The sequence below is a fragment of the Propionibacterium ruminifibrarum genome, assembly GCF_900289195.1.
GTDB lineage: Bacteria > Actinomycetota > Actinomycetes > Propionibacteriales > Propionibacteriaceae > Propionibacterium > Propionibacterium ruminifibrarum.
The window spans coordinates 22889-42026 of the sequence record NZ_OMOH01000004.1 but is presented as its reverse complement, the minus strand read 5'-3'; the positions used below and the strand labels follow the sequence as shown (position 1 = coordinate 42026).

General features: G+C 68.2%; 21 protein-coding genes. 6 read left to right on the top strand and 15 right to left on the bottom strand.

The genetic code is table 11. The features are described 5' to 3' along the window. Nucleotides 1-28: 28 nt before the first annotated feature. Entirely contained in the window at nucleotides 29-640 is a 612-nt protein-coding gene (locus PROPJV5_RS05520; protein ID WP_119715356.1) for a TetR/AcrR family transcriptional regulator, read from the top strand. Nucleotides 641-822: 182 nt separating this feature from the next. On the opposite strand, the gene PROPJV5_RS05515 is transcribed toward PROPJV5_RS05520, so the two are convergent. Continuing rightward, nucleotides 823-1566: an SDR family NAD(P)-dependent oxidoreductase gene (locus PROPJV5_RS05515; protein WP_119715355.1), complete on the bottom strand. Its 744-nt coding sequence runs from the start codon at nucleotides 1564-1566 to the stop codon at nucleotides 823-825. A 4-nt stretch (nucleotides 1567-1570) separates the two neighbouring features. Then, entirely contained in the window at nucleotides 1571-2317 is a 747-nt protein-coding gene (locus PROPJV5_RS05510) for a TetR/AcrR family transcriptional regulator (RefSeq protein ID WP_119715354.1), read from the bottom strand. Nucleotides 2318-2459: 142 nt separating this feature from the next. On the opposite strand from PROPJV5_RS05510, the gene PROPJV5_RS05505 reads away from it, so the two are divergent. Then, complete coding sequence (locus tag PROPJV5_RS05505) at nucleotides 2460-3209, top strand: phosphoglyceromutase (RefSeq protein ID WP_119715353.1); 750 nt, start codon at nucleotides 2460-2462, stop codon at nucleotides 3207-3209. A 39-nt stretch (nucleotides 3210-3248) separates the two neighbouring features. Here the strand turns inward: PROPJV5_RS05505 and PROPJV5_RS05500 are convergent, their stop codons facing one another. From PROPJV5_RS05500 to PROPJV5_RS05450, 11 genes are all read right to left on the bottom strand, one after another. Then, complete coding sequence (locus PROPJV5_RS05500) at nucleotides 3249-4208, bottom strand: sugar-binding transcriptional regulator (protein ID WP_119715352.1); 960 nt, start codon at nucleotides 4206-4208, stop codon at nucleotides 3249-3251. 142 nt (nucleotides 4209-4350) lie between these two features. Continuing rightward, the gene (locus PROPJV5_RS05495; RefSeq protein WP_119715351.1) at nucleotides 4351-5655 is read right to left on the bottom strand and encodes an NAD(P)H-dependent oxidoreductase; all 1305 of its coding nucleotides are present in this window, start codon (nucleotides 5653-5655) and stop codon (nucleotides 4351-4353) included. Between the two features lie 20 nt (nucleotides 5656-5675). Next, nucleotides 5676-6191 (bottom strand): transcriptional regulator GutM, encoded by a 516-nt coding sequence (locus PROPJV5_RS05490; protein ID WP_119715350.1) that lies wholly within the window; start codon nucleotides 6189-6191, stop codon nucleotides 5676-5678. 5 nt (nucleotides 6192-6196) lie between these two features. Next, nucleotides 6197-6565, bottom strand: coding sequence for a PTS glucitol/sorbitol transporter subunit IIA (locus PROPJV5_RS05485; protein WP_119715349.1), 369 nt, complete (start codon nucleotides 6563-6565; stop codon nucleotides 6197-6199). A gap of 64 nt (nucleotides 6566-6629) precedes the next feature. Beyond that, nucleotides 6630-7643: a PTS glucitol/sorbitol transporter subunit IIB gene (srlE, locus tag PROPJV5_RS05480; RefSeq protein ID WP_119715348.1), complete on the bottom strand. Its 1014-nt coding sequence runs from the start codon at nucleotides 7641-7643 to the stop codon at nucleotides 6630-6632. Continuing rightward, nucleotides 7640-8245 carry a PTS glucitol/sorbitol transporter subunit IIC gene (srlA, locus tag PROPJV5_RS05475; RefSeq protein ID WP_220474344.1) on the bottom strand — a complete coding sequence of 202 codons (606 nt, stop codon included), beginning with the start codon at nucleotides 8243-8245 and terminating at the stop codon, nucleotides 7640-7642. The genes srlE and srlA overlap by 4 nt, the downstream gene beginning before the upstream one ends. A gap of 73 nt (nucleotides 8246-8318) precedes the next feature. Beyond that, on the bottom strand, nucleotides 8319-10031 hold the full coding sequence (gene ptsP / locus PROPJV5_RS05470) for a phosphoenolpyruvate--protein phosphotransferase (RefSeq protein WP_119715347.1): 1713 nt from the start codon (nucleotides 10029-10031) through the stop codon (nucleotides 8319-8321). After that, nucleotides 10031-10291: an HPr family phosphocarrier protein gene (locus PROPJV5_RS05465; protein WP_119715587.1), complete on the bottom strand. Its 261-nt coding sequence runs from the start codon at nucleotides 10289-10291 to the stop codon at nucleotides 10031-10033. The genes ptsP and PROPJV5_RS05465 overlap by 1 nt, the downstream gene beginning before the upstream one ends. A 237-nt stretch (nucleotides 10292-10528) precedes the next feature. Continuing rightward, the gene (locus tag PROPJV5_RS05460; protein WP_119715346.1) at nucleotides 10529-11059 is read right to left on the bottom strand and encodes a YjbQ family protein; all 531 of its coding nucleotides are present in this window, start codon (nucleotides 11057-11059) and stop codon (nucleotides 10529-10531) included. A 25-nt stretch (nucleotides 11060-11084) separates the two neighbouring features. Beyond that, nucleotides 11085-11933, bottom strand: coding sequence for a class II fructose-bisphosphate aldolase (locus PROPJV5_RS05455; RefSeq protein ID WP_119715345.1), 849 nt, complete (start codon nucleotides 11931-11933; stop codon nucleotides 11085-11087). A 69-nt stretch (nucleotides 11934-12002) separates the two neighbouring features. After that, nucleotides 12003-12707 (bottom strand): triose-phosphate isomerase, encoded by a 705-nt coding sequence (locus tag PROPJV5_RS05450; protein WP_119715344.1) that lies wholly within the window; start codon nucleotides 12705-12707, stop codon nucleotides 12003-12005. A gap of 188 nt (nucleotides 12708-12895) precedes the next feature. On the opposite strand from PROPJV5_RS05450, the gene PROPJV5_RS05445 reads away from it, so the two are divergent. Beyond that, nucleotides 12896-13759: an IspD/TarI family cytidylyltransferase gene (locus PROPJV5_RS05445; protein ID WP_239018410.1), complete on the top strand. Its 864-nt coding sequence runs from the start codon at nucleotides 12896-12898 to the stop codon at nucleotides 13757-13759. 28 nt (nucleotides 13760-13787) lie between these two features. Here PROPJV5_RS05445 and PROPJV5_RS05440 read toward each other — a convergent pair whose 3' ends face one another. Further along, nucleotides 13788-14348 carry an NAD(P)H-dependent oxidoreductase gene (locus tag PROPJV5_RS05440; protein WP_119715342.1) on the bottom strand — a complete coding sequence of 187 codons (561 nt, stop codon included), beginning with the start codon at nucleotides 14346-14348 and terminating at the stop codon, nucleotides 13788-13790. A gap of 501 nt (nucleotides 14349-14849) precedes the next feature. Here PROPJV5_RS05440 and PROPJV5_RS05435 point away from each other — a divergent pair. Beyond that, nucleotides 14850-16103 (top strand): Fic family protein, encoded by a 1254-nt coding sequence (locus PROPJV5_RS05435; protein ID WP_119715341.1) that lies wholly within the window; start codon nucleotides 14850-14852, stop codon nucleotides 16101-16103. A 307-nt stretch (nucleotides 16104-16410) separates the two neighbouring features. Here PROPJV5_RS05435 and phoU read toward each other — a convergent pair whose 3' ends face one another. Beyond that, nucleotides 16411-17076, bottom strand: a complete 666-nt coding sequence (gene phoU / locus PROPJV5_RS05430; protein WP_119715340.1) for a phosphate signaling complex protein PhoU — start codon at nucleotides 17074-17076, stop codon at nucleotides 16411-16413. A 153-nt stretch (nucleotides 17077-17229) separates the two neighbouring features. Between phoU and PROPJV5_RS05425 the strand changes: the two genes are divergently transcribed. Further along, nucleotides 17230-18393, top strand: coding sequence for a sensor histidine kinase (locus PROPJV5_RS05425; protein ID WP_147385358.1), 1164 nt, complete (start codon nucleotides 17230-17232; stop codon nucleotides 18391-18393). Beyond that, complete coding sequence (locus PROPJV5_RS05420; RefSeq protein ID WP_119715338.1) at nucleotides 18390-19067, top strand: response regulator transcription factor; 678 nt, start codon at nucleotides 18390-18392, stop codon at nucleotides 19065-19067. The genes PROPJV5_RS05425 and PROPJV5_RS05420 overlap by 4 nt, the downstream gene beginning before the upstream one ends. Nucleotides 19068-19138: the final 71 nt, after the last annotated feature.

Below are 19138 nucleotides of genomic sequence, written 5' to 3'. Positions count from 1 at the left end.
TGTAGCTCAACAGGGCTAGGATCGCCACATGGGTCCATCCGACGAGCGCGCACCGCGCCGGCGATTGAGCGTGGCAGAGCGCAGGGGCCAGATCCTCGATGCGGCCGCACGGCTGTATGCGACGACGCCCTACGCGCAGGTTCCGGTGAGCCGGGTGGCCGAGGTCGCGGACGCCTCGGCGGCGCTCGTCTTCCACTACTTCGGGTCGAAGGCCGGGCTCTACGAGGCCGTCGTCGCCGACACCGTGCGAAGGCTCGAGGAGGACCAGCGGGCGGCCGACGCGATGCTCCCCGACGGGGTGCCGGCCCGCGACCGGGTGCGCACCAGCCTGCTGGTCTACCTCGACCACATCGCCGGCCACCCGCACACCTGGGCGACTCCCCTGACGGGCGGGGAGGAACCCGCCGAGGTCGTCAGCATGCGCCGCAGCGTCAGGGCCGGCTATGTGGAGGCGCTGGACCAGATACTCGGCCCGTCCGTCTCGGCCCGGCACGACTATGCGCTGTGGGGCTACTTCGGGTTCCTCGACCAGGCCTGCCTGCGGTGGGTCGAGAAGGGCTGCCCGGCCGATGACAGGCACCAGCTCGTGGACGCCGCACTCGGGGCGCTTGAGGGTGCGCTCGGCGACTGGGACGCATGAGAGCGCCCGTCCGCGCCCGGCCCGTCCGCATCGTGACCGGGGTGCGGACACTGCCCTCGCCTCCCAGGGGCACGCGGGCGGCTGGGCGCGGCAGCGGCACTCCGGGCGTCGGCGCGGGCTGCGGCGATGAGAAGAACGGTGCCCCGCGCGCGGCGGGGCACCGTGTGGGAGGGGATGAGGGGTCAGTCCCGGTAGACCTTGTCGTTGCTCACCTGGGCACGGGGGCGGATGATCATGCGGTCGATGTTCACGTGCGGGGGGCGGGTGACGGCCCAGGCGATCGCATCGGCGATGTCCTCGGCCACCAGGGGCTCGGCGACGCCGGCGTAGACGTCGTCGGCCGCCGACTGGTCGCCGCCCAGACGCACCAGCGAGAACTCCTCGGTGCGGACCATGCCCGGGCAGATCTCGAGCACGCGGATCGGGCGGCCGCCCAGCTCCAGACGCAGCGCCCCGGCGATGTTGCGTTCGGCGGCCTTGGCGCCGCAGTAGCCGGCCCCGCCGATGTAGGGGTACTCGGCGGCCGTCGAGGTGACGATCATGATCGTGCCGCCCCCGCCGTTCTCCAGCGCGGGCAGGAGTTTCTGGATGACGCGCGCCGAACCGGTCACGTTGATGGCGTACATGCGCTCCCAGTCGGCCATGTCGGCGTCCTCGACGTGGTCGACGCCGAAGGCACCGCCGGCATTGTTGACCAGCACGTCGAGATCGTCACCAACGGCCTCGGCGAGGGCATCGACGGACTCCTGGGACGTGACGTCGCACGCGACGGCGGTGCCGCCGATCTCCTGCGCCAGGGCGGTGAGCCGATCGAGGCGGCGTGCCGCGCAGATCACGTGGAAACCCTCTGCCGCCAGGGCACGGGCCGTTGCGGCGCCGATACCGCTGGACGCCCCGGTGACGACTGCTGTCTTCGTTGAACTCATGCCCTTATCGTGGCATGGCCTCCGAATCCTCACCGGCCGGGGCCGCCATGGTGCGGGTGCTCTCGCCGATGATCGGGGGGAGCGGGCGTGCGGCGGCCTGGATCGTCATCGGGTCGGTCAGCCACGGGGCGACGACCTGCTTGACGAGCGCGAAGGACTGCTCACTGACGTTGGCCGTGCTCACCGACGGGAAGGGCGCCGCCAGGGCCTGCATGATCATGCAGCCCTCGAGTGCCTCGGCGAGCAGCTCCGGCGAGGCCTCGGGGCGCAGCCGGCTCGTGATGTGGGCATCGCTCAACAGGACGCGCAGCCCACTGCGGAAACGCGAGAGCGTGCCCTCCCAGATCTCGCCGACCTCGTCGGGGCCGCAGTGATGCTCGACCTGGAGCCGGATGATCGCGGTGCCGGTGGGGGTCGTGTACGTGTACAGCCGGTGCTGGACCATCGTCAGCAGCTGCTCCTGGAAGGGCAGCCCGGCGACCCTGCTGTCATCGAGTTCGAAGAGCAGGGCGGTGCGTTCGAAGGCGGCCGTCAGCAGCTCGACGCGGTCCGGCCAGCGGCGGTAGATCGATGACTTGCCAACCCGGGCGAGCATCGTCACCCGGCCCATCGTGAAACCGGACCAGCCGTGCTGGCCGTAGATCTCGAGGGCGGCGGTGAGCGCGCGGGGTTCGACGAGCGGGTCGCGTGGTCGGCCGGGGGCGTCATGAGTGGTGACGCGCGCCAGGGGCGGCATATCACCTTGCGTCATGGCTCTCCCCGTCGTGCAGCTCGTGCGCCCGGCACCGTGCCGTGCTTGCCTCTAGGGTAGTACGGCCGGGCGTGGCGTCTCGTGCCGTGGACGCCCCGGATCTCGGGGTCCATGAAGGGCCGTGACCGCTAGACTTCGGGTCATGACCTCGAAGCTGATCCTGCTCCGCCACGGCGAGAGCGAATGGAACTCGAAGAATCTGTTCACCGGCTGGGTTGACGTCGACCTCAACGACAAGGGCGTGGGCGAGGCGACCCACGGCGGCGAGCTCCTCGCCGAGCAGGGGCTGCTCCCCGATGTCGTCCACACCTCGCTGCTGCGCCGCGCCATCCACACCGCCTACCTCGCGCTCGACGCGTGCGACCGCCTCTGGATTCCCGTCAAGCGCAGCTGGCGCCTCAACGAGCGCCACTACGGCGCCCTGCAGGGCCTCAACAAGACCGAGATCCGCGACAAGTACGGCGAGGATCAGTTCATGGCCTGGCGGCGCAGCTATGACGTGCCGCCGCCGCCGATCGACCCCGACGGCGAGTGGAGCCAGTTCAACGACCCCCGCTACGCCGACGTGCCCGAGTCCGAGCGCCCGCTCAGCGAGTGCCTCAAGGACGTCGTCGCCCGCATGCTGCCCTACTGGGAGTCCGACATCATCCCCGATCTCAGGGCCGGCAAGACCGTCCTCGTCGCCGCGCACGGCAACTCGCTGCGCGCTCTCGTCAAGCACCTCGACGGGATCGACGACGAGACCATCTCGGGCCTGAACATTCCCACCGGCATCCCGCTCTTCTACGAGCTCGACGACGACTTCAAGCCCGTCGTCAAGGGCGGCCGGTACCTCGACCCGGAGGCGGCCGAGGCCGGTCAGAAGGCCGTCGCCGCGCAGGGCAAGAAGTAAGTTCGGGGCTGGAGGGGCCCGGCCGTGTGGCCGGGCCCCTCAGTTCTTCATCGCCAGCAGCGCCTCGGCCAGCACGTCGTCCACGGCGAGGATGTCGAGGGCCCCGGTGCCCAATGCGCCGAACGTTCCCGGCGCCTTCGCCCTCCCGGTGGCGAGCCCGACGACCGTGTTGATGCGGCGCAGGTCGTCCAGGTCGATGCCGATGACGCGCTCCGAGGTGGGCGGTCCCAGCGGGACGCCCTCGATCGTGTAGTAGCGGCCCAGCATGTCACCGACCGGGCGGGCCGCCTCGACGGCCGACTTCTCGGTGGCGCTGAGTCGCATGGCGTTCATGACGGCGCGGGATGTCTGCACCTCGTAGTTGCCGATCCCGACGAACCCCAGGTCGCAGGAGCGGGCCTCCGCGAGCGAGGCCTGCACGGAGGACTCGTTCATCATGGCCTGCTGGGTGAGTGCCGACTCCACGATGGCCGGAGCGTCGAACCGCCCGGCTACCGCGCCGCACTTGTCGGCCAGGATCTGCAGGTGCGTGTTGCCCGATGGGGCGCTGTCGAGGGTGGGCATGCCGCCCACGAGCGGGACGATGCGGGTGTCGGGGCGCAGCGAGGTCTCGGGGAGCAGGTCGATGAACCGGGCGATGGTGAGTCCCCAGCCGAAACCGATCCGCGAGGAGCCCGAGGCGAGCCGGGCGAAGGACTCGCCGGCCAGCCGGGCCACCGAGCTGAGTCGGTCGGTGCTGGTCGAGGTGTCCGCCACGAGGGCCTCGCGCAGCCCGAAGGCCTTGACCAGTCGTCGTTCGAGGTCGCCGTTGCGCACGGTCCGGTCGTCACCGACGACACGGATCTGCACCAGCCCACTGGACCGCGCCTCGTGCAGGATCCGCGACACGCTGGAGCGGGACAGCCCGAGGCGTGCCCCGACCTGCCCCTGGTCGAGACCGTCGACGTAGTACAGCCGCGCGGCGTCGATGAGCAACTGCTGATCTCTCTTGGCAGGCATGGGGACTCCCTGACCATGGGGTTTCCAGGTGCTTGGGGTACAAGCGTCCGGACGCGAACGATGGGGTCAGGGCGCCCTTTCCGGGCCCTGACCCCATCATTCTATTGAGCGTGAGCTCCCGGTGGGGCTGGTGAAAGAGGGATCAGCCGAGGACGCCCCGGGCGACCATGGAGTCCTGCAGGAAGCGCATGGCGACCAGCGGGCGCGTGTGGTCGATCTCGATGTCGTCGTAGGTGATCATCTCGTCGACCTTCTTGTCGACCTTCAACTTCGAGTGCTGCAGCAGGCCGACCGGCACGAGGTTCATCTCGCGGGCCTTGTCGGCCGGCATGGCGTAGCCGTAGAAGTGGTGTCCGCCCATGCCCTCGAAGGTCAGCCCGGCCTCGAGGTCGGTCTTGGCGCGGCCGATGACCTCCGTGGTGACGTGCGTGGACTGGAAGTCGGGCCGCCCGGTCGTGACGGCCTCGAAGATCGACAGGTGCGCCTCGATCGAGGCGATGTGCCACGGACGGTAGAAGAGGTAGTAGGGGCCGTGACCGAGCTTGAGGTAGTCGAGTTCCTCGGTGATGACGTCCGAGGTGGACTTCACGATGCAGAAGACGCCCGGGGCGACGTCACCGGTGACGTACTCGACGCACGGGCCCTTGTCGAACTCGAGGATGCCGCCGTCGGCCTTGGGGATCAGCTTCGTGGCGAGCTCGGCCAGCGGGATCTCCTGCCCGTGCATGCCGTCGACCTCGATCGGGATGCCCGTCGCGTTCGACAGGGCGGTCATCTCGAGCTGGGTCTTGGTGCCGTCGGTGAACTCGGTGAGCATGCGCGGGTTCATCTTCTTGCGCTCGGCGTCGGCGATGTTGTCCTCGGGCATGCCGTGCGGGATGTTGACGTTGTTCTTGCCCTTGCCGACGCAGACGACCTCGAGGCCCAGGTCCTGGGCGTACTCGACCAGCTTGAGGCACTCGACCGGTTCGTCGCCGCGCATGACGGTGTACACCGATCCGCCGGCGTTGGCCATCGACGACAGCAGGGGGCCGACGGTGATGTCGGCCTCGACCGTCATGAGGGCGACGTCCTTGGAGTGCGTGATGCAGGTGTAGGCGATCTGGGCCGCGATCTCGGGCACTCCGGAGACCTCGACGACGATGTCGACGGGCAGTTCGGGCATCCGCAGGCCGTCGGAGATGACGGCGGCCTTGCCGTCGTCGATGGCCCGGGTGGCCTTGTCCAGGTCGGTGTCGGCGACGACGACGTCATCGCGGCCTGCGTTGCGCAGGGCCGAGGAGGCCTTGTCCACGACGATGTCGGCGACGGCGACGACGGCCAGGCCCGGCGCGCGCTGGATCGAGGCGATGAGGCCGGACCCCATCTGGCCGGCGCCGACGACGCCCACGTGGACCGGACGGCCCAGTTCCTTCTGGCGTTCGAGTAGAGCCTTGGTGTAACCCATGTCAGTTTTCCTTTCGGGATCTACACGCCCCGGGTGCTGACCGCACCCGGGCCGGTGGTGTGGGGTACGCGCTTGCGAACCAGCCGTGGCCCGGTTGTGGGGGCAGGCGCGTTGTTCGTGTTCGTGGTGGCGGGCTGCTCGGCGGGCGAGGTGTCGGCCCCCGGGGCGGGCCCGACCTGGGCCAGGGCCATGTCGACGGCCGCCTTCAACTGCTTGCCCCGTGCCCGGCCGACCGCCCCGTCCATGTCCCCGAGGAGGCCGGGCGCGTCGTGGAACCGGGCGAAGACGCTCTTGCCGGCCAGGGTGCGAGCCCAGATGATGCTCCGGGTGGTGGTGTCGACGATCGCGATGACGATCGCCCCGCCCGTGATGGAGCGTCCGCGCCCGGAGACGAGCATGAGGTGCTCGCCCCTGGCCACCCGCGTGGCCTTGTTGAGCTCGCTGTTGTACGACCTCATCTGGGCGTAGGTGAGCAGCAGGCCGAGCAGCATGGCCGCCACGAGGATCGCGGGGAACCTCCAGTCGAGGGCGCCCATGCCGATCAGGCCTCGAGGAACTCGACGGTGCTGCCGACCGCGGGAATGGTGAGTTCCGGGCCGCTGGCGAGCACGGCGCCCGGCAGGAGCTCCTGCTCGGGCTGGTTGACGTAGATGACCACGTGGCCGAGCTCGGTCAGGTTCGCGCAGGCGCGCTCGCCGATGGCGTCGACCGTGTAGTCCTGGCCGGCGATCCGGAAGAGGTCGCCGGCGGTGATGTCGCGGGCCAGCGGCGTCGTGGTGCGGTGCACGACGCTGACCTCGGCCAGCGCCTCGGGGACGGGCTCGCCGAACAGGATGACGACACCGCCGTCGATCATGTCACCGGCGTCGGGTCCGATAGCGGTGACGTCAGCGCTCCACAGGGTTGACATTGTCTCTCCTTCGGTTGGGGGTAGGGGTGGGGCGGCCTGGCCGCCCCACCCGTGTGGTGTCGGGTCAGATGAGCAGGAACGAGGCGAGGTAGGCGATGATGACCGCCACCGGTGAGGTCACCAGGCGGGTGAACAGCACGGCGGAGACACCGACCGAGATCGTCTCGGGCTGGGCCTCGCCGAGCGACAGGCCCACCGGGACGAAGTCACAGCCGACCTGGCCGTCGATGGCGAACAGGGTGGGCAGCGCGTACTGCACCGGCAGCGCGCCGGCTCCGATCTGCTGGCCCATGAGCACGCCGATGACCTGGGCGATGGCGGCGCCGGGGCCGAGCACCGGCGACAGGAACGGCAGGGCGACGATGATGCCAAGCAGGACCAGACCGACCGGGTTGCCGGCCAGCGGTGTCACGGCGTGGGCGATGAGATCGGAGATGCCCGTGTAGTTCACGATGCCCATGAGCAGGCCGACGTAGGCCATGAAGGGCAGCACGGTCTTCAGGATGATGTCCAGCGCCTGACGGCCCGACGACAGCAGCGTGTTGATGACGTAGCCCACCGCGTTGCCGAACTTCACGACGACCGACATGAAACCGCCCCGGTCGGCCTGCTGCTGGGAGACGGTCTTCGGGCGTTCCGCCTCGGCCTGGGCCTCCTCGGCCTGGGCCGAGGCGGCTGCAGCGGCGGCCGCCTGGTCGACGGCCTCGGCATCGGCCAGGCTGATCTGGTCCAGTCCCACCGCGGACACGAAGATGTCCTCGGTGATGTACTTGGCCAGCGGACCGGTCGGCGAGCCGGGGTAGATGTCGATCGTATTGATCCGCTTCTTCGGGTAGACGCCGATCCTGGCCGTGCCGCCGCAGTTGATGACGGCGGCCAGCACCTTGTCGTCCTCGACGCTGTTCGTGAAGCCGTCGACGGCCTCGGCGCCGCTCAGCTCGGCGATGCGTGCCGCGACCGGGTGGATGCCGCCCCCGGTCACCGACATGACGACCTTCTTCTCGTCGGTGGGGGTCAGGACCATGTCATTGCCCCAGCCGCCGTTGCCCTTGACGACCTTGACACTGCGGTAACTCATGCCACGCCTCCCTGGATCTGGCCGGCGGCGTACGCCTCGTCGTACTTCTGGAAGGTCTCCTGGTGGCCGCCTCGGCGGATGAGGATGGCGGTCATCCACTGGGTCGCGAAGCCGCGGATGAAGATGACGACCAGGCCGACGAGGAAGTACAGGATCGCGAGCAGCGCGTACTTCTCGGGAGCGATCGCCGTGACGCCGGCCGAGACGCCGGTCCAGACGAAGATCTCGCCGGCATTTGCGTGCGGGAACAGCGAGGTGATCGGGTGGCAGATCGACACGGTGGCGTCGTAGAAGGCCGGCTTGTAACGCTCGGGCAGGAAGCGCCCGAACGTGTAGGCCATCGGGTTGGTCAGCAGCAGCATGGCCAGGAAGGGCATGATCGTGTAGCGGGTCACGGCGTACTTGCCGGCCCACCGGATCGCGTGATTGACGCGCTCCTCGCCGATCCAGGTGGTGATCGCGTACATCGCGGTCAGCATGACCATGAGCAGCGGCAGGATGCCGGAGGCCAGGCCGAGGAACTGCTCGGCGGAGGCGTTGAACAGCCCGATGAAGTGTTCGGCGAACCAGGTGATCGCCCTCATCACGGGATTGTCATCCACGATGACTCCTTACTCTGTGAGTGGTTGGTGTGGCAGCAGGGCGGGGCGCATGGTGCGTTCCGCCCTGCGGCCCTCAGTCGAGGGACATGGCCTCCCTCACCTGAGGGTCGAGCAGCTCCTGGACGGCCGAGACCGCAGCTGCCGCATCGGGGGAGTTGATGGCCGCCTGCGCCATTGCCCGGCAGGTCGCCAGCGAGGTGTGCCGCAGGGCGAACCGGACGGCGGGCACGGCCGGGGCGGACATGGACAACGACGTGATCCCAAGTCCGCACAGCACGAGCGCCATGAGCGGGTCGGAGGCGGACTCGCCGCAGACGCCCACCGGGGTTCCCGAGGCGACACCGGCCCGGGCGGTGGCCTCGACGAGTTTGAGGACGGCGGGTTGCCAGCGGTCGATCAGGTCGGACAGGGCGCCGAGCTCACGGTCGGTGGCCATCGTGTACTGGGCGAGGTCGTTGGTGCCGATCGAGACGAAGTCGACGTGCCGCAGCACCTGGTCGGCGCACAGCGCGACGGCAGGGACCTCGACCATGACGCCGATCTGGGCCTTCGCCCCGAGCCCCGCCTCGTCGGCCCGGCGGCGGAAGTCGGCGGCCTCGCCGGCGGTGGAGATCATCGGGGCCATGACCCACACCTCGGTGTCGGGGCAGTCGTCGATGGCGGCCGCCAGGGCCTGCAGCTGGTGCTCCATCAGGTGCGGCACCGAGCGGACGAGGCGGTAGGCGCGCTGCCCCAGGGCCGGATTCGACTCGTGCACCAGGTTGGCGTAGGCCAGTGGCTTGTCGGCGCCGGCGTCGAGGGTGCGCACGACCACCTTGCGGCCGGCGAAGGCCTTGAGGACGTCGCGGTAGATCTCGGTCTGTTCGGCGACTGTCGGTTCCTCGGCGGCGTCGAGGAAGACGAACTCGGTGCGGAACAGGCCCACGCCCTCGACCGCCTTGTCGGCCGCGGCCCGGGCGTCCTCGACGCCGCCGATGTTGGCCAGCAGCTGGACCCGGTGGCCGTCGGACGTGGCGCCGGGCGCCGTGTCACGGGACAGCTCCCGGTAGCGTTCCATGCGCCGGGCGATGGCCTCGCGGGTGGCCTCGTCGGGATTCACGACGACCGAGCCGGAGGCGCCGTCGACGGCGACGAGCGAGCCCTCCGGGATCTGCGTGGCCCCGAATGCCCGCACCACGCAGGGCAGGCCGAGCTGACGGGCGATGATGGCGGTGTGCGAGGTGGGGCCGCCCACCTCGGTGACGAGGGCGATCACCTTCGACATGTCGAGCCCAGAGGTGTCCGCCGGGGTCAGCTCGTGTGCGATGACGACGGCCGGTTCGTCGAGCGCCTGCAGGCCGGGCGTCTCCAGACCGAGCAGCCTGGCGACGGTGCGGTCGCGTACCGAGTTCAGGTCGGTGACGCGTTCGGCCATGTAGCCGCCGATCTCGGTGAACATCGCGGCGAATTCCGCAATGGCCTTCGTGATGGCGTTGGCCGGGCCGCTGCCCTCGGCGATGATCTGCGCGGCACGGTCGGCCAGGGCGGGGTCGTCGGCCATCTCGGCGGTGGCCGAGAGCACGTCGCCGAGGGTCTCACCGGTGTGCTCGGCGGCCGCGGCCTGGAGGTCGGTCGAGACCTGTTGCAGCGCCTCGGCGAGCGCGGCGCCCGCCGCCGCGACCGCCTCGTCCCCGGACGGGACCGGCTCGTCGGCCGGTGCCACCGGTGGCGCCGCGAACCGTACGCACGGGCCGACCGCGGCGGTCGAGCCGACGCCGATGCCGGCGTACTCCTGCGGCTGGGACATCACTCGGCCTCCGAGAGAACGGCGACCAGGGTGTCGAGGGCCTCCTCGGCGCCCTCGCCCTCGGCGCTCAGGACGACGGTGTCGCCGCAGTGCGCGCCCAGGCTGAGCACGGACAGCATCGAGCTGGCGGGGACGGGGCCCTTGTCGCCCTTGGAGATCTGGACGGGCACGCCGCACTCCTTGGCGGCCTTGACGAAGGTTGCGGCGGGGCGGGCGTGCAGGCCCTCGGCGGCGGCGACGGTGGCTTCACGGGTGGACATCATTGGCCTCACTTCGGTGGATTTTCTGGACGGGTGGTGCATGCACCGGTTGGGCCCCTGGGGCCGACCGGTGATGACGTGGGTCGCGGTGCTCGATGGGCTCTTCTCCCATCAGGTCGACGAACCGGGTCCGGCGCTGACCTCGACGACCTGGTTCACGGGGACACGTACACCGCGCTATCTGAATTGAATTGTCAAATAAGTGTCATGATTCGTGTGAAATGGTCAATGGCCAGGTCACTCGCCGATGACGGTGACCCGGCAGGTGCGGGTGCGCGCCCGGTCGCGGTCCCAGTCGGCGAAGAAGATGTAGCCGGTGACGCCGAAGCCGAGTTCGCCGTCGATGACCGGGAAGGTCTGCGACGAACCGATGATCGACGCCTTGAGGTGGGCGTCCGCGTTGAGCAGGGCGCTGCGGTCGCCGCCGGGCAGGTACTCCTTGGCGCTCGGCCAGCTCTCGACCTCCTCGAAGTGCTTGATGCCGGGATAGGAGTAGCCGTCGGCGGGCGGGAACTGCGTCTGGTCTGGGCAGATGAGACCCAGGACGCGGTTGAGGTCGTGCTGGAGGAAGTCCGAGCCGTCCTCGACCGTGTCGTGCGCCCACTCGTCGTAGTACACCGAGCAGGTCGTGTGGGGGCTCATCACCGCGACGATGCCGTTGGTGATGCCCGAGGCGGCGATGGCCTCGCGTACCTGGCTCGTGACGTCGATGAAGCTCGGTGTTCCGCCGTGGGACTCCAGCTTCAGTGCCGCGTGGTAGACGGTCATGGTGCTCCTCTCAGTGTCTGGGGGTTCAGGCGGTGGCCTTGAGGATGTCGACGAACTTCTGCGCGTCCTCTGCGACCGCATTGCGCGCTGCCCTGGCGAGATTGGAGAAGAGGATGACATTGGGGTCCTCGATGAGGGGCAGGCACGCGTCGTAGGCCGCCTTGGCCGAGTAGGTGTAGTAGTTGATCTTCCGTACCCCGTGGCGGATGCACTCCTGGTACTCCCGCGGCTCCAGGCCCGATCCGCCGTGCATGACGATGGGCACCCCGGTGGCCTCGCGCAGCTGGGCGATGAGTTCGTAGTTCAGCTTCGGCTTGCGGCGGTAGACGCCGTGCACGGTGCCGAACGAGGCGGCCAGCGCGGTGACGCCGGTGGCCTTGACGAAGTCGGCGGCCACCTGGGGGTCGGTGTACAGCGCTGCGTCGGCGACGCCCTGGTCGGGGTCGCCGTTCTCGTTGCCGGTCATGACACCGATCTCGCCCTCGACCCCGATGCCGCGCTCGCCTGCCAGCTCGACGACCTCACGGGTGACGCGGACGTTCTCGTCGTAGTCCAGCTTCGAACCGTCGATCATGGCCGAGTTGAAGCCGATGTCCAGACCCTTGCGGATGTAGTCGATGTCGAAGCCGTGGTCGACGTGCAGGACGAACGGGGCGCTGGAGCGCTTGGCCAGTTCCACCATTGCCGGCCCCATGTCCTCGATCGAGACGATGGGCTCGTGCACCTGGGCGAACTGCAGGATGATGGGCACGTCGGAGCGCTCCGCGACGTCGATGACGCCGAGCAGGCCCTCGAAGAACGGTGTGTTGATGGCGGCGAGACCGATGTTGTGCTGCTCCGCGTAGGAGAGCGCCTCGGGAAGGCCGATGATCATGGTGACTCCTTGATGGCTGAGGTCAGGTGGGCCGGAGCGGCTGTGCGGGCCCTGGGGGATGGACTGGGCTCAGGAATGAGACTTCTTGTGCTCGGCGATGACGGTGAACATCTCGGTCAGCACCTGACGCCAGTCGGGGTGCTTGACGATGCCGCTCGTGCCGCCCGAGCCGTCGGCGCCCTGGGCGAGCACGCGGGCGATGTCGTCGGCCCCGGTCACGCCGGCGGCCTGGATGACCAGGATGCCCGGGTCGACGTCCTTGACGATCCGAGTGGTGCGTTCGATGTAGTCGCCGGCGTCCATCGTGCCGGTGCCGATCGCGGCGGTGGGTTCGCAGATCATGATGTCAGGGCCCATCGTGGCGATCGCCCTGCACTGGGCGTCGGTGTCGGCGCAGACGACGGTGGCCAGACCCACCTCGCGGGCGCGTTCCATGGTGGCGTCGAGTGTGGCCAACGAGAGCTGGTGCTCGGCGTGATTGAGCACCACGGCCCGGGCGCCGGCCTCGACGAGTGACTCGGGCAGGATGTGGCCCATTCCGCGTCCCTTGACGATCGGGTCCATGTGCTGCGCCGTCACGCACAAATTGCTGGTCCGCTCGGCGACCATGCGCAGGTCGACGTGCTGAGCGGTGAAGATGACGTCGGTCTCGAACTGGGCCGCGAGTTCATCGGTGAGCAGGGCGAGCCTGAGGGTGTCGCTGCTGCCGAGGTAGGCCTTCGGATTGACGATGAGGAATGGTCCGGTGATGGGCTGCGTCGTTGCTGTGCTCATGGTCCCTGGCTTTCATCTCATGATGCATTAATTTGCATAACTTTGGAAAGATGTGCGGGTTTACTGCGATCGTCTCACACTGCACATTGTTTTGCAATAGCAGATTTATATGCAAATAAATGCATATGTGATGTGGGGTGCAGAGCCCGGCCAGTGGGACGCCGGCGTCCTGTGGCAGACTCATGGCCATGTCACAGCCAGTGGTCGCCGTCATCCTCGGCGCGGGTCTGGGCGTCCGGTACGGGGGTCCGGTCTCGAAGCCGGCCCTGAAGATCACCGGCCATGCGCTGATGAACATGTCGATCGAGGCCATGGCAGCCGGTGGTTGCACGCATGCCGTCGTCGTCGTGAACGACAAGGTCGCTCGGGAACTGAGCCTGACCAAGGCGGCCCTGCCGATCCCCATCATTCAGGTGCCGGGCGGTGCGAGTCGTCAGGAATCGGCGCACAACGGGTTGAGGGCCATTCGTGCAGATCGGGAGCTGAGCCGGGCCGAGGCCGTGCTCATCCATGACGCCGTGCGCCCGATGGTGCCCGCCCATGTCGTCGGGGACATCATCGGTGCCGTGCGGGGCGGGGCGCAGGCGGTCGCCCCGGTCATCGACGTGGTCGACTCCATCCGCGTTCTCGGCGGGCAGGGGGACAGTCGCCCGGTCGACCGCTCGACCCTCCGGGCGGTGCAGACGCCCCAGGGCTTCCCACTCGACGTCATCTGGGCCGCCCACGAGCGCATGGCCGCTGCCGGTGAGCAGTTCACCGACGACGTCTCCTGCGCGGAACTGGCCGGCTACGAGGTGGTCCTGGTGCCCGGCTCGCGCATGTCGATGAAGGTCACCGAGCCGACCGACATGACGATCGCCGAGGCCCTGTGGAAGGCGCGCGCCACCCTGGGTCACCACAGCGGACGCCGCGTGCTGCGTCATGTGCCCGGCGGTCAGTACCTCGAGAGCCAGCTCGCCGGGATGGAGCGCGAGGCCGCGGAACGCGAGCGCGAGGCGGCCGAGCGTGAGCAGGGGCAGCGTTCCCGCGACGGAAACGCTGCCGAGGCCTGAGCCCCGCGTCCGAGGAGGGCCGGCGGACCTACTCGAAGTCGCCGAGTGTCGGCACCTCTCCAGTCAGCCACGCCGAGTAGGCGTCGGCCTGCGCCTCCAGGTCGGTGTCGGAGATCGCCATGGCGCCGGTGGTGATGAAGGGCTGCAGGAAGCGGGTGCCGATCAGGTTGCTGGTCGCCTGCAGCGGGCGCAGCAGATCGGTGACCGTGTAGTGGAATGCGCCGCTGTGGTCGTAGCGCTCGGCGGGAGCGCCGGGGGAGACGGCGATGCCGAGCTCCTTGCCGTGCAAAGCGGTGCCAGTGGAGCCGTAGGCCCAGCCGTGCTCCAGGACGTCATCCTCCCACTGCTTCAAGAGGGCGGGGGTGGAGTACCAGTACATGGGGAACTGCCAGACGATGCGGTCAGCTGCGGTCAGCACGGCCTTCTCGGCCTCGACGTCGATGCGGAAGTCCGGGTAGAGGGCGTACAGGTCACGGACTTCGACGGACGCGTCGGGGGCCTCGACGGCTCGGGCGGCCTGCGCCAGGCGGGCGTTGACGCGCGAGTCGGCGTTCAGGCGGGGGTGGAAGACGAGGACAGTGGTCTTCATGAGGACTCCTTCACGGAACAACGGGCGAAATGGTTCAAGTGGTTGCGGGCGGGCGGAGGCTCCCGAGGGTAACGCGGTCCGTAAGGCGCGCGCCACCCTGGATCACCACAGCGGACGTCGCGTGCTGCGTCATGTGCCCGGCGGTCAGTACCTCGAGAGCCAGCTCGCCGGGATGGAGCGCGAGGCGGCCGGACGGGAACGGGAGTCGCGTCTTAGGGAGGAAGAGACTACCGAGAGTTGAGCCGCACCGCTCAACATCCCATTCACGAGGATCGCCATGGAACAAGCCCTGCGGCGTGCGGGTGGGCGGGCAGGCCCCTTGTGAGGGATTGCCCGGTTGTCACGGGCGTCATGACGGGCCCAGCGCACCGTCCCGCAGTACGGTGCTCCCGTTGCTTCTCGGTCGGCCTCGTCAAGCCACGCATGGGGAACTTCCAACGTACGTGACATGCTCGGTGCGAAGTTCCAATGAAAACGGTTTTTCGTTGTAACTTTGGCGTCATGGATGCGACGCGTTTCGTGGACAGCGTGTTCGGTTCGCCTGTGCAGGGTCCGGGGAACAAGTATGCGTTCACGTACTATCTTCCCAAACCCCTTCCCAGGCGGGCTCCCCTCACGGAACCGGTCGTCACCGTCTTATCGGAGGCCGATGCCGCCCTCGGCAATCTTGAAGGGCTGGGGATCCTCATCGGTGACCCCCAGCTGCTCATCGGGCCCTATCTGCACCGGGAAGCACTTGCCAGCTCACGGATCGAAGGAACACAAACGTCCCTGTCAGACGTCTTCCAGGCCGAGGTCACCGAGGCGGCGAAGACTGATGCCACTCGCGAGGTGCAGCGCTACCTCGCGGCAACCCGACAGGCCTTCACCCTGGTCAAGACGCTCCCCATCACCCAGCGCCTGCTGCTCCAGGTGCATGAGACCCTCCTGCGGGGCGTACGGGGCGAGAACCGCAGGCCTGGGCAATTCAGGAGTTCTCCTGTGTGGGTCGGGTCAGCCGATGCCACCCCCTACTCGGCGGTCTTCGTGCCACCGATCCCTGAGCATCTTCCCGCGCTGATGGGCGACTGGGAGCGCTTCGTCAATGCGGACGGTCGTGCTCTGCCGGCTCTGATTCAGGCCGCGATGGCGCACTATCAATTCGAGACGATCCACCCCTTCCTGGACGGCAACGGAAGGATCGGGCGCCTCGTGATCAACTTGATCCTCACCGAGCGGAAGCGACTGACTCAGCCCCTGCTCTACCTGTCTCATTACTTCGAGACTCACCGCGATGAGTACTACGGGCACCTCCAACGGACCCGTGAGAGCGGGGACATCACGGACTGGCTGGTCTTCTTCCTCGACGCTGTTCGAGAGCAGGCCCATGACGCGGTCCGCAGATCGCGCCGCCTCATCGGCATCCGCGAGGAGTATCGGCAAGAAGCCATCAGGACTCGTGGCCATCTCGCCCGCCTGGTGGAGATGATCGTGCAGAACCCCTATCTGACGGCGCGTTCGGTCGAAGACGCTCTTGGGATCACGAATGCCGGAGCCCACAATGTGATTCGGCGCGCTGAGGGCCTCGGTTGGTTGCGCAGCATCGGCAGACGTGGCAGGGGCGGCCAGGAGTCCTGGGTGGCGCCCGAGATCCTTCAGGTTCTCGAGGCCCCCATGCTCTACGAACAGTCCGATCGTTCGGCGGAATTGAGCGAGAACCCCTCTTCGCTCTCGACCCAGGAGTCATCGCAGGACTCGTCGGCGTGGTCAGGGTAGGAGTCATCGGCCAGAGTGCAACCACTGTTTTTTGAGCGCCGAAGCCGGTCGCTCCGTCGTCTTGGGACAGACCTGGCGAAGGGCGCCCCCGAGACTGCCCAGGCGCGGATAGGATCGAGGTTTGTCTGTGGGTTGAGGTCTTCTTCGACTGATCTTTCAGCATGAACTTCCAACGATCGTGACACGGTCGGTGCGAAGTTCCAACGAAAACGGCTTTTCGTTGAAACTTCGGTTCGTCATGGCCCGAGTCCGGGTGGTCGCCGGTCTCGGAAGGCCCGTCCGGGCGTGGATCCCATGCGTGCGACCGTCAGGTGGTGGGCCAGTCCTCGCCCTCGGGCGCCTCGCCGGTGATGACGTAGATGATGCGCCCGCCCATCGCCACGGCATGATCGGCGATGCGTTCGTAGTAGCGGCCCAGCAGGGCCGTGTCGACGGCGGCCTCGACGCCGAACGTCCAGTCGTCCGAGGCGATGAGCCGGAACTGTTCGCTGCGCAGCTCATCCATCTCGTCGTCCTCGCTGGCGAGCATCGCGGCCGCGTCGGGGTCGCGTTCCAGGAGCGTGCGCCCGGCCTTGCCGACCATCTCCTGCGCCACCTGGGACATGCGCGTGAAGTTCGGGACGAGGGGCGCCGGCACGGCGTGCTCCGGGTAGCGCATGCGCGCGATCTCGGCGACATGGGCGGCCAGGTCGCCGGTGCGGCCGATGTCGGCGATGACCTGCATCGCCGCGACGATGGTGCGCAGCTCCCCGGCCACGGGGGTGGAGCGGGCCAGCAGGCTGAAGCAGCGCTGTTCCAGCTGGTCGTGCATGGTGTCGATGCGGGCGTCGTCACTGATCACCCGTTCGGCGATGGAGGCGTCGGCCTCGAGAAGGGCGCGGGTGGCGTCACGCACGGCGACCTGCACGGCATCGGACATGGTCACGAGCTCGTGGACGATCTCATCCAGTGCGCCGTGGTGGAACTCCTGCATCGTCCCTCCTTCCAGCCCGGGCCGGCACCTGCTCTGCGGCGTCCCTGACAGTCTCGCATCACCTGACTGCGCAACCAAGACGATCGCCCGCATCGCCGGTCGGCGGGTCGTGATCTTCTGGGGGGTGAGCGAGCGGCCCGTAGAATCTCAACCGTGAGCCCCTTGGTGACTGTGCTGCTCAGCTTCCTGCTGGGTGCCGTGGTCGGGGCCGCGCTCGCCCTGGTGTTCGCCTGGGGACGCCGGACCCGGGCCCGCCTGGTCGAACCGGTGCCAGTGGTCGACCCCGAGGTACCGGTCGTCCTCGATGCCTTCCGCCAGCCCGTCGTCATCATCGGCCCCCACGACGAGATCCGCTACGCGAATGCCCCCTCCCGGGCAGTCGGTCTGGTCCGCGGGACCCGGATCGGTATCGGTGAGGTGCTCGACGCGGCCCGAGCCGCGCGCCGTACCGGTGAGGGCGCCGACCGCGAGGTCAGTATGGGGCAGTCCGCCGACGGTCCGTCCCGCCGGCTCCAGGTGCGCATCCGCCCGCTCGAGCACGAGGCGGTGCTCCTGGTCGGTGATGACCGCAGCGCCCTGCTGCGTGTCGACGAGTCCAAGCGCGATCTGGTGTCCAACATCTCCCATGAACTCAAGACCCCGGTCGGCGCCCTGCGCGTGCTCGCCGAGACCATCCAGGAGGCCGCCGACGACCCCGACTACGTGCGTCACTTCGCCAGCCGGATGATTGCCGAGAGCACCAGGCTCGGTGAACTCGTCCAGCAGATCATCGAGCTGGGTCGTCTGCAGTCCGACGACCCGCTCGGCGACGCAGCCCCCGTCGACATCGACGAGGTGGTCGAGGCGGCGGCCACGCGTGCCAGCGCATCCTGCCAGGCCCGCGGCATCCACTTCTCCATCGCAGGCGACAAGGGGCAGCGCGTCATCGGCGACCGGCACCAGCTGCGGGTGGCGCTGTCGAACCTGGTCGAGAACGCCATCAGCTACTCCGACCATGGTGCCAGGGTCTCCGTCACCGTCAAGGCCGTCGACGAGGACGGCGACCACTGGGTGGATGTCTCCGTCACCGACAACGGCATCGGGATCGGCGTTGAGGACCAGAAGCGCATCTTCGAGCGCTTCTACCGGGTCGACTATGCGCGCTCGCGCGAGAACGGCGGCACCGGGCTGGGGCTGTCGATCGTCAAGCACGTCGTCATCGCCCACGGCGGTACCGTCCGGTTGTGGAGCCGGCCGGGACGCGGCTCGACCTTCACGATGAGGCTGCCGGCCCTCATCGGTCACGATGACGGCTCTCAGCCCGAGGAGAGGCCATGACGAGGATCCTGATCATCGAGGACGAACAGTCCTACCGCGAGGCCATGGCCTTCATGCTCGCCCGTGAGGGCTACGAGGTCTCCCAGGCCTCCGACGGGACCAGCGGGCTGGCCGAGTTCGATGCGAACGGCGCCGACCTGGTGCTCCTCGACCTCATGATGCCCGGGATGAGCGGTGCGGAGGTCTGCCGGGCCCTGCGTCGGCGTGCCGGCGTACCGATCATCATGGTCACCGCCAGGGACTCCGAGGCCGACAAGGTCCGCGGTCTGGAGCTGGGGGCCGATGACTACGTGACGAAACCGTTCAGCCCTCGCGAGCTGGTGGCGAGAATCCATGCCGTCATGCGCCGGGGGCGGGAGGAGGAATCCGTTCCCGATGTGCTCGAATCCGGCGGTGTGCGCATGGATGTCGAACGCCACGAGATCACCGTACGGGGCGAATCGGTGAAACTCGCGCGCAAGGAGTTCGATCTACTCGAGGTGCTCATCCGCAATGCCGGGCGCGTCATGGCCCGGGCACAGCTCATCGACCAGATATGGGGCTCTGACTACGTGGGCGACACGAAAACCCTTGACGTGCACGTGAAACGACTGCGCGGCAAGATCGAGCAGGACCCAGCGCATCCCGAGCTGCTGATCACCGTGCGCGGCCTCGGCTACAAATTCCAGGAATGAATTCGCGGGGCGCAGTCCCGAAAATGCTGCGCGCTGATTCCGGATTTCATTGCGTCTCAGGGAATGTATAT